The 12305-nt window shown below is 64.3% G+C and carries 16 protein-coding genes and 1 pseudogene; 2 read left to right on the top strand and 15 right to left on the bottom strand.

From position 1 onward, the window contains the following. Positions 1 to 8: 8 nt before the first annotated feature. Positions 9 to 1340 carry an LLM class flavin-dependent oxidoreductase gene (locus JC607_RS12140; protein ID WP_198837190.1) on the bottom strand — a complete coding sequence of 444 codons (1332 nt, stop codon included), beginning with the start codon at positions 1338 to 1340 and terminating at the stop codon, positions 9 to 11. 119 nt (positions 1341 to 1459) lie between these two features. Here JC607_RS12140 and JC607_RS12135 point away from each other — a divergent pair, with 119 nt between their 5' ends. Further along, positions 1460 to 1750 (top strand): helix-turn-helix transcriptional regulator, encoded by a 291-nt coding sequence (locus tag JC607_RS12135; RefSeq protein ID WP_198837189.1) that lies wholly within the window; start codon positions 1460 to 1462, stop codon positions 1748 to 1750. 390 nt (positions 1751 to 2140) lie between these two features. After that, positions 2141 to 3082, top strand: a pseudogene (locus JC607_RS12130) (IS5 family transposase). Positions 3083 to 3100: 18 nt separating this feature from the next. Here JC607_RS12130 and JC607_RS12125 read toward each other — a convergent pair. The 14 genes from JC607_RS12125 to JC607_RS12060 all read right to left on the bottom strand — a co-directional run bounded on the left by JC607_RS12125 (position 3101) and on the right by JC607_RS12060 (position 12105). Further along, positions 3101 to 3421 (bottom strand): hypothetical protein, encoded by a 321-nt coding sequence (locus tag JC607_RS12125; protein ID WP_198837188.1) that lies wholly within the window; start codon positions 3419 to 3421, stop codon positions 3101 to 3103. 56 nt (positions 3422 to 3477) lie between these two features. Then, on the bottom strand, positions 3478 to 3927 hold the full coding sequence (locus JC607_RS12120) for a Plug domain-containing protein (RefSeq protein WP_198837187.1): 450 nt from the start codon (positions 3925 to 3927) through the stop codon (positions 3478 to 3480). A 447-nt stretch (positions 3928 to 4374) separates the two neighbouring features. Continuing rightward, positions 4375 to 4716 carry a hypothetical protein gene (locus JC607_RS12115; RefSeq protein WP_198837186.1) on the bottom strand — a complete coding sequence of 114 codons (342 nt, stop codon included), beginning with the start codon at positions 4714 to 4716 and terminating at the stop codon, positions 4375 to 4377. A 191-nt stretch (positions 4717 to 4907) separates the two neighbouring features. Then, on the bottom strand, positions 4908 to 5177 hold the full coding sequence (locus tag JC607_RS12110; protein ID WP_198837185.1) for a hypothetical protein: 270 nt from the start codon (positions 5175 to 5177) through the stop codon (positions 4908 to 4910). After that, positions 5174 to 5452, bottom strand: a complete 279-nt coding sequence (locus tag JC607_RS26025; protein ID WP_198837184.1) for a sigma factor-like helix-turn-helix DNA-binding protein — start codon at positions 5450 to 5452, stop codon at positions 5174 to 5176. Before JC607_RS26025 ends, JC607_RS12110 begins: the two co-directional genes overlap by 4 nt. 150 nt (positions 5453 to 5602) lie before the next feature. Further along, complete coding sequence (locus tag JC607_RS12100; RefSeq protein WP_198837183.1) at positions 5603 to 6634, bottom strand: HlyD family secretion protein; 1032 nt, start codon at positions 6632 to 6634, stop codon at positions 5603 to 5605. A gap of 4 nt (positions 6635 to 6638) precedes the next feature. After that, positions 6639 to 8294, bottom strand: coding sequence for an MFS transporter (locus JC607_RS12095; RefSeq protein WP_370584791.1), 1656 nt, complete (start codon positions 8292 to 8294; stop codon positions 6639 to 6641). After that, positions 8291 to 8719: a MarR family winged helix-turn-helix transcriptional regulator gene (locus JC607_RS12090; RefSeq protein ID WP_092903293.1), complete on the bottom strand. Its 429-nt coding sequence runs from the start codon at positions 8717 to 8719 to the stop codon at positions 8291 to 8293. Before JC607_RS12090 ends, JC607_RS12095 begins: the two co-directional genes overlap by 4 nt. A gap of 20 nt (positions 8720 to 8739) precedes the next feature. After that, positions 8740 to 9297 (bottom strand): FUSC family protein, encoded by a 558-nt coding sequence (locus JC607_RS12085; protein WP_198837182.1) that lies wholly within the window; start codon positions 9295 to 9297, stop codon positions 8740 to 8742. 139 nt (positions 9298 to 9436) lie between these two features. Beyond that, positions 9437 to 9730, bottom strand: a complete 294-nt coding sequence (locus JC607_RS12080; RefSeq protein ID WP_198837181.1) for a hypothetical protein — start codon at positions 9728 to 9730, stop codon at positions 9437 to 9439. A gap of 61 nt (positions 9731 to 9791) precedes the next feature. After that, the gene (locus tag JC607_RS12075) at positions 9792 to 10115 is read right to left on the bottom strand and encodes a hypothetical protein (protein ID WP_198837180.1); all 324 of its coding nucleotides are present in this window, start codon (positions 10113 to 10115) and stop codon (positions 9792 to 9794) included. 325 nt (positions 10116 to 10440) lie between these two features. Further along, positions 10441 to 11151 (bottom strand): hypothetical protein, encoded by a 711-nt coding sequence (locus JC607_RS12070; RefSeq protein ID WP_198837179.1) that lies wholly within the window; start codon positions 11149 to 11151, stop codon positions 10441 to 10443. 44 nt (positions 11152 to 11195) lie between these two features. Beyond that, positions 11196 to 11372 (bottom strand): hypothetical protein, encoded by a 177-nt coding sequence (locus tag JC607_RS12065; RefSeq protein ID WP_198837178.1) that lies wholly within the window; start codon positions 11370 to 11372, stop codon positions 11196 to 11198. 142 nt (positions 11373 to 11514) lie between these two features. Continuing rightward, positions 11515 to 12105, bottom strand: a complete 591-nt coding sequence (locus JC607_RS12060) for a TetR/AcrR family transcriptional regulator (protein WP_198837177.1) — start codon at positions 12103 to 12105, stop codon at positions 11515 to 11517. Positions 12106 to 12305: the final 200 nt, after the last annotated feature.

Genomic DNA, 12305 nt, shown 5'->3' with positions numbered 1-12305 from the left:
ACGCCGGCTCAGGCCGGAAAGAACCGGTTCGGCGGGCGCTTCAGCCCAAGATGGTCGCGCAGCGTCGTCCCCTCATAGTCACGGCGAAAGAGGCCGCGGCGTTGCAGCTCCGGCACCACCTGATCGGTGAAATCGGTCAGCCCCGCGGGCAGGAAGGGGAACATGATGTTGAACCCGTCAGAGCCGCCCTGATCGAGCCATTCCTCCATCTCATCGGCGATGCTTGCGGGCGCGCCGATGAAGGAAAGGCCGGAATAGCCGCCCTGTCGCTGCGCCAGCTGACGGACGGTCAGCCCCTCGCTGCGGGCCGTTGCGATCACCCGGTCGCGGCTGGATTTCGACTGGTTGGTCTCGGGCAGAGCATCGGGCAAAGGCGCATCCGGGTCAAAGCCCGAGGCATCAAACCCGAGCGCGATCGACAGGGACGCGATGGCGCTTTCATAACAGACCAGACTGTCAAGCGTGGCGCGTTTCGCCTTTGCCTCGGCGATGGTCTCGCCCACGATCACGAAAGCGCCGGGCAGGATCACGATATCTTCGCGCGCCCGGCCCGCAGCCACCGCCCGCGTTTTCACATCGGCATAAAAGGCGCGGCCATCGGCAAGGCTTTGCGGCGCCGCAAACACCGCCTCGGCAGTTTCCGCCGCAAGCTGGCGTCCCGGTTCCGATGCGCCGGCCTGCACGATCACCGGCCAGCCCTGCGGCGGGCGCGCAATGTTCAGCGGCCCGCGCACGGAAAGCTCTGGCCCCCTGTGGCCCAGCACATGCATCCGGGCCGGATCGAAATACTGGCCACTTTGTACGTCGCGCGTGAAGGCATCATCGGCAAATGTGTCCCAGAGCCCGGTCACCACATCATAGAATTCCCGCGCCCGTGCATAGCGGTCGGCATGGTCGGGCTGGTCTTCGCGCCCGAAATTCAGCGCCGCATCAGGGTTCGAGGTGGTGACGATATTCCACCCCGCCCGCCCGCCGGAAATATGATCCAGCGAGGCAAAGCGCCGCGCGACGTGATAGGGCGCGTCATAGCTGGTCGAGGCCGTTGCGATCAGCCCGATCCGTTCCGTCACCGCCGCCAGCGCGGACAGCAGCGTAAAGGGCTCGAAAGAGGTGACGGTATGGCTGCGCCTGAGCGCCTCGACCGGCATATTCAGCACCGCAAGGTGGTCGGCCATGAAAAAGGCGTCAAACTTCGCCGCCTCGAGCCTTTGCGCCATATAGGTCAGATGGCGCAGGTTGAAATTCGCATCCGGCCAGGCGCCGGGATAGCGCCATGCGCCGGTATGCAGAGAGACCGGCCGCATGAAGGCGCCGAGGTGAAGCTGACGGTCACGGCTCATAATGACATTCCTGCTGAAGACGGGCAGAGTTTATATCGGGATTTGTAAAATGATATATCGGATTTTTACGATATAAGACAGAATTGATCTCCTGAGAGAGACCCGGCAGAGGTGCGGACATGGATGAGGATCTGATCCTGAAGGCCCTGGCGCATCCGGCGCGGCGGCAGATGCTGGCCTGGATGCGCAAGCCGGAGCAACATTTCCCCGACCAGGCGCTGCCCCATGATCTGGGTATCTGCGCCGGGCAATTCGCGCGCTGCGGCCTCGCGCAATCTTCGGTCTCGGCACATCTTGCGGTGCTGACGGCGGCGGGGCTGATCGTGCGGGAGCGGATCGGCCAATGGGTGTTCTATCGCCGGGACGAGGCGGTGATCGCCGCCTTTCGCAACGCGATGGCCGCTCTCTGACCGCGGCCGGGCCGCATGGCAGTGAAGCGCGCATTGCCCTGAAGGAACCGCATGTGGTTCCACGCATTTTCAAAGAGTTGTGCGCCCATGACTGACTGAGCAGGCCATTCGCGAACCATATGCGTTGCCGCGCGCAGATGTTCGGCGCGGGTCCTGGGCCCGGATTGCAGATCGGGGTGGGGCAGGGCAGGCCCGGCGAGATCCCTGCCGGGCCCTGAAGCTCAGAACCGCCAGTCAAGCGAGAGACGTGCGGTGCGGCCCGACCCGGGTGACCCGCCCGCCCGGCACCAGCCGCTCGTCAAGGAATGTCTGGCTGACATCAAAGGGGCGTTGTCGCACTTATCAGTGAGGCGGCTTCACGTCGCGAATCCTGAGTGTTGGCTTCGTCTCATGCCGAAGCCTTCTTCTCCCCGCAACTGCAGGACGAACTGGCCCGCGTATAATGCCGCCCTGCGCCGCCGCGGTTCGCTCTCGATCTGGTTCGACCCGACGATGGCCTGGCATGCAGCGAAGACCGGGAAGCGCGGTCATCCGGCGACGTTCTCCGAGCGCGCGATCCGGATATGAGGAGGATCAGGAAACAGTCCAGGTGACTGTTTTCCCGACGATTGGCCTGAGGTTGAAGGTGCTGTTCGGTCTGCCGCTGCGGCAAACGGTTGGGCTGATCGCCAGCCTGATCGAGATGGCGGGGCTGGACTGGCCGGCTCCGGATTATTCCACGCTCTGCCGACGCCAGGCATGGCTTGCCGTGCAGACCCCATACCGCCGCCCCGACGGTCCCGTGGCGATGGTGAATGGCAGGCGCGCAAGCATGGTCCGTCCCGCCGCAGGCAGTGGCGCAAGGTCCATATTGGCATGGATGCGCAGACCGGTGATGTTCGTGCTGTCGAATTCACGTCGAGCCGGCAGGGCGACAGCCCGGTGCTGCCAGACCTGATGGCGCAGCTCCCCAAAGATGAAAAGACCGGCCCGGTCACGGCGGATGGGGCCTGTGACACCAGACGATGCCATGGCGCGACTGGCGAGCGCGGGGCCGAAGCGCGTATACCCATTCGGCGGAACGGTCGTACCTGGAAAGAGGATTGCCCGGTCGCCCGCGTCCGCAACGACATTCTGCATGAGACGCGGCGCCTCGGACGGGCCAACTGGAAGCGTTCGGCCGGCTATCATGTCCGAAGTCGCGTCGAGGCGCGGATGAATTGCCTCAAGGCGTTCGGCGAGCGCATCGCCTCACGCGAGCCGGATCGACAGACCGCAGAAATCCAGATCCGCATCGCCATCATGAACAGATACAACGCCCTCGGCACAGCCGAGATCATAGCCGTTGGCTGAACGAAAAGAGGAAAAGGATCATATCGGCCCGCAGCCGATTGGCTCAACAACTCCGGCGATGCCGATCGACGGGTCGGCACTCTCGCCGCTGCGGGTTGCCGGGGTCTCGCCGGCGACTATATTGGTGTTGAAGTCTTCCGGGTTGAAATGTGAGTAGGGCAGGCCGCCAGTGACTGCGACCTCGTCGGTCACAGTCCAGACGCCACGGGCAAAGAGGCTCATTTCGCTGCGTCTGGCATCGCGGGGCAGGACGTCGCGCTCCGTGGTGCGGGCGCGGTCCGAGAGGTAGGACGCGCCAATGGTCAGCGCCGGATCGCCAGAATTCCGGATCGGTGGCATTGCCGCTGGCCGAGACCCGGAGCCGGAAGCCCGGGCTTTTGTCCGGCACCAGGATATCATTCACGTTGACAGTGCTGACCTTGACCGCGCCGCCGATCCCCGGGCGGACGTCCGAGGGGCCTTTGGTGATGGTGTCCGAGCCGATGAAATCGGGATCGACGAAACTGCGATCGGTATTGCCCTGATAGCCGCGACAGGCGGCAGCAGCGTTCCCGGCGCCATCGACCCGCACCGGCACCCGGGCCCTGCATTCCGTGGATATTGACGTTGAGCGAGCCGAAATTGCGCCCGTCGCCGGACATGACACCCGTGATGCCTTTGAAAATGTCAGACGGCGTGGTCAGCTTATAGCCGCGCAGCGTCCCGGCCCCGATGACGGCAACGGCTTCGGGGGTAGAAAACACCGTGTCGGCCGATCCGTTCCAGCCAGGCCCGTCAGTACCGCCGAGGACGATCGTGCCCAGAAGCTGCCCGGCATTGCCGCCCGCCCCGGCACCCCGGATCACCACCGAACGCCCGGCAGTGTCTTGCGGGCGAAGCGAGATCTGCAGCCCGGTCCGGCGACCAAAGCTGCGCAGGGCCGCGTCCAGCGCCCCGGCGGGAATGCTGATTTGGGCCGCCTCCTGCGCCAGGACAGACGGGGGATCAGCCCGGTGACGCCGGGGGGGCCGTCGCCAGCGCGGGTCGGGGCAGCTCTCGGTAAGGGTTGGAAACTGTCATGACATCTCTCGTGCAAAGGGTCATCCGGGCTCGCAGGACTTTGATTTGCTCTGGGATGCAGCCGTCAGAGATGTGAGACGAACAGGGCGGCGTTTGTTCTGTAAATCTGCGAAAGAATTTCAGCCCGCCGAAATCAGGGTCAGCAGGGCGGAGACCTGGCGCGGCTCGCCCCCCCCCAGGGGCCGATGACCGCGCGCAGCGCCCCGGTCGGGTCATCCAGCACTATCGCCCGCTCACGCGGTTCCGGCCAAAGGGCTGTCCGTCGCATAGGCCCGGCCGTTGTGCCAGCGCGGAATGCGGGTGACAGTGGCGGCGATGGTCTCGTCATCGGATATGATCAGCCCCTCTTGCCAGAGGCCGATCTGATCGGGGGGCATCGCGCTCAGCCGGGTGGTCGCGCCGCCTGCCCTGATGCCAAAACGCTGCCCGGCGGTGACATATTCCGGCGCGGAAAGCCCCGGTCCTGCGATCCGGACCTCGCCTTGCGCGACCGAAAGCGAGATCGCGCCCGCATCCTGGCTGATATCGAACCCGGCGTCGTGCGCATCGATATCAAACCCCCGAGGCTGATGCACAACGGCGCCTTATGGGTCGGGAGGCGCGGGCGCAGTGAGACGACTGCCATTCCCGCCAGAAGCCGCACCCGCCGCCGCCTCCCGTCGCAATCAAGCGCGCTGGTGCTGCGTGCTCCAAGTGTCATGCGGTTGCCATCGGGCAGGGAAACGGGCAGCAGTTCGGCCATTCTGGTGGCGAAATCCGCATTCAGTCAGGCCCGTGCATCCGGCAGCGTCAGCGCGCCCAGAAGCAGGTTGCGGCGACTGAGCCGCGCCTCTGCGAGAGCGCGCTGCAAAACCGCGCCGGCCATGCCGTCGATCTCTATCACCTCATGGCAGACAGCGCGGTGACCGGTGCTTTGCGCGCACCATGCCCGGATCTGCGCCCGGGCCTTCGGGTCATGGTGATCACGTTCGATCCCGATCAGCAGATCCATCGCCTCGATGAAAAGCTGCTCGCGGGGGAAGGGCGCGGCATTCATCGCGCTTCCCCCAGCCGGGCGCGGATATGAAGATAGGCCCCGCGCATCAGGGTCCAGCTGCGGGACGGAGAAAGCTCCATGATTGCGGCAGTTTCGCGGATCGTTTTGCCCTCCAGCCGGAAAAGCATGAAGGCGCGGCGGTTGCGCTCTGGCAACTCCACCAGCGCTTTCGCGGTGATCACAGGCCGCTGGCGGTGCCAGATGAAATCCACCGCCTCGGGCAGCTGTGCTGCGGTCCGGGCGACGGCCTCGTCGCGGATATGCACCCAGTCCACCAGCCGCTCGCGGTGGCGGTGATCGGTGAAAAGGTTCAGCGCAATGCGCCAGAGCCCGGCCCCTGGATGGGCCTTTGGCGCGTCAGAGATCAGCGCCCGCAGAAAGGTGTCCTGGGTGAGATCTTCGGCCAGGTCCGGCCGCGCCCCGCGTCAGTCCGGCTGCACCGAGGCGACCACCGAAAAGCCCGGTGCCAGCAGTCCGGCCTGGGCCTGGCCGGGGTCAATCCTGATCCGGACCGGCACACGCTGCGCGATCTTGGTGAAATTGCCGGTGGCATTGGTGCCGGCGATCAGGCTGAATTCCGAGGCGGTGGCGGGCGAGAAACTCTCGATCACGCCGGTAAAGACCTGGCCATGCAGCGCATCGACGCTGAAGCGCACCTTCTGGCCGACGGCGAGGCTGTTCAGGCTGCTCTCATTGAAATTCGCGATCAGCCAGAGATCCTGGCCGACATGCGAGACCAGCGCGGTGCCGGGCGAGACATATTGCCCGACCCGGACCGCGATCTGACCCAGCTTTCCCGCAGCCGGCGCGCGGATCACGGTGTTCCCGAGGTCGATCCGGGTCAATTCCACGGCGGCATTGGCATTGTCGATCTGGGCCTGGGCGCTTGCGATCTGAACCTTCGCATTGGCAAGCTGTTCGCGCTGCACATCCATCGTGGCCTGAGCCTGGGTCTGGGCGGTCAGCGCCTTTTGCAGCGCAAGTCCGGTCTGTTCCAGCGCGGCTTCGGTCGCCACGCCGCGCTCGCGCAGCGATGTGGTGCGGCTGTTATCCGAGCGCGCCGTCTGGACCGCGAGATCGGCCGAGGCCAGCGCCGCCGCATCCGATTTCAGCACCGCTTCGGCTGAGCGCACATTCTGCACCGCGACCTCCATCGCAGCTTTGGCGCCGGCCAGCCCGGCTTCGGCCTGGGCGAGTTTCTGGCGGTAGATGCGGTCGTCAAGCACCGCGATCACATCGCCCTCATGCACTTCCTGGAAATCCTGCACCTCCACTTTCGCGATATAGCCGGAAAGCTGCGGTGAGATCGTGGTGACCCGACCGCGCAGATAGGCGTTTTCGGTGGTGGGGGCCGAGGGCGCGAAAGGCGGCAGATGCCAGGCGAAAAGCACCAGCAACAGCCCCGCGAGGCCAATCACCCCGGCAATAATGGTGGGCACAAGGAAGGAACGGCTCATGGCGTCAGCTCTGTTCTGAAGGGGAAGAGGAGGGTTCGGATTTTGCAACGAAAGCGGCGTTCATCCTGGCCCAGATCCAGTCGCGCAGCACATGCAGGATCAGCGCCGCAAGCGCGGTCAGCGCGATGAGGAAGGTCAGGAAATAGGCGTCATTATAGGCCATGACCCAGGCCTGGCGCCCGGCCTCGGTCATCAGCTGCGACAGGGTCTGCAGCCGGTCCGCCGCGAGATCCGGGCTTTGCGTGGCAAAAAGCGCGGTGCCCTGCGCCATCACGCTTTGCATCAGCGGGTCACTGGCAGAGAGCTGTTCGGTCAGGGTGGCGAGGTGGAAGGTCTGGCGGTGGGTGGTGAAGGTGGTGAAGATCCCCGATCCGATCACGCCGCCAAGGCTCTGGGTTGCGATGAAGACGATGATGAAGGACAGAAGATAATTCGGCCCTTTTTTCAGCGCGGCCATCAGCCCCATCACCATCGCGGGCGGCATGAACAGCATCGAGGCAAAGCCGATCAGGGCCTGGCTGATCAGGAATTGTTCGGGCCGGGTCAGGACCGTTGCCTGTGAATCGAGGAAAGTCGCCGCCGCTATCAGCACCAGCGCCGCCGCATGAAACGCCGGCTCGCGCGTCTGTTTCATCCAGGCGACACAGGCGAGGCCGCCCATCATCGCGGCGAAGCAGATCACCAGAAACAGGCTCTCCATCTGCGAGGGTGCCACGCCCAGAACCTGGAACATCCGGGGCGCACCGGTGCTTTGTTCCGACAAAACCAGCCGGAACAGCAAAAGCGTCAGCGTCAGATGCAGCATGGCCGGGGTCGCGAGCCAGCGGAAATCGACCAGCGGCGCGCGGCGCCCCAGTTCGATGATCACCGCGAGTGTCAGCGAGATCACCGCCCCCGCCAGCAGCCAGCCGATCCAGGGCGCGTCGAACCACCAATGGATCGGCCCCATCACAAAACTGATGACAATAGCGGAAAAGCCGAAGGAAATCAGCGCGAAGCTGAGGAAATCCCCGGCCTCGATCACCTTCTCGCGCGGCTGTGGTTTCAGCGGCAGCACCCAGACCACCGCAAGCGACATCAGCGCAAGGCCAAGCGCCGCGAAATGCACGCCCGCCAGACCGCCATCACCGATCAGCGAGGGCGAGATGACGCGTGCCAGATTGGGCCCGATCAGGATCACCGCCATCACCGCCGGAAGCCCGTATTTCATCTTATCGGGCGGGCTCAGCGGCTCCAGCATATAAAGGAACGCAAGCGTCGAAAGCGGCGCCGCGGCGCAGCCGGACAGGAACTGCACCACCACCGCCGAGCGCAGATCCGAGATCCAGAGCGCTGCGAAAGCCACCACCGCAAAGACCACGATACTGACCTCGGCAAAGCGGCGCAGACCAAACTGGGTGCGCACCTTGATCAGCATCAGGGGCAGCGTCGCGCGCGGGATCATATAGGCCGCCATCAGCCAGCTGGCATCGGTGGTGCTGACACCCAGATCGCCGGCAATCTGCGGAATATTGGCGCTGACAAAGCCCTGGCCGAGGCCCTGTGCCAGACCGATCAGCACCGAGGCGCAAAAGAACGGCAATGCCCGGGCGAGGCTCATCCCGGCAAGAGCGGCTGGCGGGCCGGGCTGGGCCGATCCGGGCTGAGGGGCGGAGGTCACTTCTCACCGATCCTGGCGGTATTGACCGCCATACGTTGCAATGCGCGGTCTGTGGCGGCCAGATCTTCGGGCGTGATGCCCTCGAACAGTTCGGCCCGCACTGCGCGCACGAAACGCGAGATCCCGGCAGAACGGGCCTTGTCGGTCAGGAAAAGCGCCCGTTTGCGGGCATCGCCATCCATGCCGCGCCGCTCGATGAAACCAAGCTTTTCCAGCCCGTCGATCTGACGTTTCAGCGTGGGCGCCTCAATGCCCAGATCCTGGGCCAGTTCGGCCTGGGTGGCGCCTTCCATATTGGAAAGTGAGGTCAGAACCCGGGTCCTGGCCAGCGTCAGCCCCAGCTCTTCGGCGCGCGCGTCGTAATTGCGGCGCAGCTCGCGCATCACATAGAGCAGGAGGTCGAGGGTCGGCGGCCGGGGTTCCATTTGCTTACCATGCTAACTTGTTAGTCAGGTAACTGATATGCCTCGCGCCGCTCCTGGTCAAGCCGGGCCCCCGCACCAAGGATGGCGCCCAATGCGCGCATTTGCACAAGGACGGCGGACCAGGCGCTGTCGGAGTTCCCTGTCCTGGCGACGCCTGGGTCAGGCGGGGCGGTGCCGGTCATCCGGGCGTGCCAGCCTGCACTGTCCGCCCCCATTGCCAGCACCAGCACCGCCGAAACCCCGGCCTGGATCGGCACCACCGCCGGCAGGCCGAAGGACGCGCCGACCATCATCGAAAGCAGGATCGCCACGATCATGCGCAACAGTGACATGGTCGGCCCCCCGATCCCGGAGACAGGCAATTGCAGCGCCGCCTCGCCGACGAGAATGCCGATGGTCACCCCCAGAATGATGCCGGTCGCCTGCCGCCCGTGATTGGGCAGGCCCGGCGCGAGGCAGACGATTGCGGTCACCATGGCAAAGACCGGATGGGTATGTCCGAACAGCCAGCTTGCCAGCAGCCAGGCAATCGCGCCGGCGGTTGCGGCGGCCGGGGCATCGCGCCCCGCTGCCATCATGCGCTGAAACTGCAGTGGCAACGATCCATGGGGAGGGCTTTCTTCTGACAGCTATGGCACGGCGAAGCGGCGCGCCGGTCGCCCCGCGCGCCGGTCTTCAGATCACATGGACCACATCATTTGCAGCAAAGCACCGAGATCACTCCAGCCGGTAGGCCAGAACCGAATCCCCCGGCGTGGTGCCAGGCGAGCCATGTCCTCCGGCTGCGACGACGATATATTGCTTCCCGTCGGCGCTGCGATAGGTCATCGGCGTGGCCTGGCCCCCTGCGGGAAGTCTGACCTTCCACAGCGTCTCGCCGGTCTGCATGTCATAGGCGCGCCTGATGTCATCCAGCGCCGCCGCAGTGAAGGCGACACCGTCCGCAGTGGTCAGCGTGCCGCCATGCGCCAGCATCCCCATCTCGAAGGGGATCGGAAAGCTCACGCCCATGAATTTCTGCCCGGCCACGGTACCGTTGCGATATTTCTAGGCGGTTTTGCCATTCGTCAGGTCAACGCCGACCCGCACACCCCAGGGCCAGGCCCGAGCGGAAATGCCGGATCGAGATCGCATAGGGCCCGCCGAGGTTCTCATTCCCCGGTTTCGCCTCGCCCCCGGACATATCATCCTGGAACATCGGTTTCGTCAGATCGCCTTCGGGACGCGGATAGAGCTTATAGACATAGGGCAGATATTGCGGCGTGCCGATCAGCCATTTGTTCACCGGATCCACCGCGACCGAACCCCAGTTGAAGACCCCGATATTGCCGGGCCAGACGATCGAGCAGGTGGTGGTCGGCGGTGTCCAGGAATTGCCGTCATAGCGGTTCGACACAAAGGTCGTGCGGCAGAGGCCCCCCGCATATCCGCCTCGCGCAAAGGCGCAGGCGCGAAGGTCAGCGAAGACATCGGCTGTACGGCGGAGAGTTTTTCGCCGGGAATATCGCTGTCAGTCGAGACCTGCACTTCGGATACCGGCAGGATCGGCGTGCCGTCACGGCGGTCGAGCACCCAGAGATTGCCGATCTTCGTCGGGATGATGATCGCAGGCGTATCCACCCCATCCTTCGGCAGGTTAAGAAGTACCGGCTGCGAGGGGTTGTCGCGGTCCCAGAGGTCATGAATGCTGGTCTGGAATTTCCAGATCAGCTGGCCGGTCTTCAGATCCAGCGCGGCCAGCGCATCGACAAAGGCCTCCCGGTCGGGCGTGCGCGCAATGCCGACCTGGTCGGGAGAGGCATTGCCGAAGGGGGTTCGGCAATCGCCGAGCCGAGAATGATCAGATCCTTCGTCACCAACGGCGCCGAAGTCTGCTGATAGCTGGCGCGTTCGGTCTCGGTCATGCCGTCCAGCAGGTTCACATAGCCGTTCTCGCCGAAAGTGGTGCAAAGCGCGCCGGTATCGGCGTTGACGGTGTAAAGCCGCGCGTCGACCGAAGAGGCCACGATGCGTTTCGGGAATTCCGCCACTGCTGCGGCAATCGCAGCCTGCTCCTCGGGTGTGTCCGACGCGGGCGCGGTGTAGCCGGTCGACTCGTTCCATGAGACGCCGCGACAGGTCTGGTGCTGATAGAAGGGGTCGCGCTTCATCATCGGGTCAAACGACCATTTCACCGCGCCGGTCTCGGGCACCAGGGCCTGGATGATGTTATGCGGGGTGCAGAAGTACAAAAGCCCGTTCACTTTGATCGGGGTGGCCTCGAAAGTGTATTCCCTGGAATCCTCATCCGCCTTGCGCAGATCGCCGGTGCGATGTTCCCAGGCGAGCGTCAGCCCTTTCACATTCCCCGTGCCGATATCCCTCAGCGCAGAATAGCGCTGGCCGAGATTGGTGCCGCCATAGGCCGTCCAGTCCTCTGCGGGATAGGCCACGCCCGATGGATCCACGAGCCCGTCGCCGGCATTGGCCTGTTTTGTCAGCGCGTCTCACGCGCGAAGACCGGGATGCAAAGGATCAGGCCGAAGGCCACGAGCAGCGCCCCGCGCGGGACCCACTGCCATTTGTCGAAACCGACCTCGTAAAGCGTCCAGAGGAAGGTGACGATCAGCGTTACGGCATAGACAGCCAGACCGCTCTGATGGCGCCGAAGCAACCCGCGGGCTCCCGGACCTCGTAAATCCGTAACGCTTGCGCGGCATTGGCGGTTCCCAGGTCATATCGGGATCCCGGGTCGGGCCGGTGAATGCTGTCGCATGCAACAGGCGCATTTTGATCGCAGGGGCGCGGAACCTGCCTCAGGACCCGCGCGCGCCGTCGGGTGTCAGAACCGGAACAATCGCCATCAGCAAAAGCCCGATCTCCGGCGGTTCGGTCACATGCGAGCGCAGCGCAATGCCGTCGAACAGCACCATCAGCGTGCGGACGAATGCGGTCATTTTCCGGTCGTCAAAGTGCTCATGCCGCAAGATGCCGCGCGCCAGGTGCTCGATCTGCTCTTCGCCCCAGGTCAGCAAATCGGTGCGGTAATCATCGCTGGGTCGCGCGGTCGCAAGAGCGACAGCGAGCGCGGCGGTCAGGCCCGAATGATCTCCGGCAATATCAAGCAACACGCCGCGCGCCAGCAGCTCCAGCCTGTCGGCCACGCTGCCATCCGCCGTTTCGACCTTTTTGCCGAGCTCTTCGAACTGCGCGCGGAACCAGGGCTCATAGATCGCGAAATAGACCTCGAGCTTGGAGCCGTAATAGGAATAGACATTCGAGGCGACCGTGCCCGCCCGCTTTGCGATATGGGCAATCGTGGTCTCCTGATAGCCGCGGGCAGCTATCTCTTCGCGCGCGGCCGCAAGGATCGCTGCACGGAGTGTTTCACTTTTGATTCGCGCCATACGCCCTCACCTTATGCCCCGCCCCGAGTCTACAGGACTACCCGGGCCTCGTCACCAACCGGCGGCATTCCCTTATGTATCACAAGAGCTTGTCGATTTTCCGGGCAAGCTTTTGCCCGCCATCCGATCCGGCTCTGACCGTCGCAAGAATTGCGATTGACAGAATCAAATTCTGCATCACAGATAAGAGAATGTCATTC

The organism is Paracoccus sp. IB05 (assembly GCF_016405985.1).
Lineage (GTDB): Bacteria > Pseudomonadota > Alphaproteobacteria > Rhodobacterales > Rhodobacteraceae > Pseudogemmobacter.
Note: the sequence above shows the minus strand (reverse complement) of the source record. Positions and strands in the feature narration are given on the sequence as shown.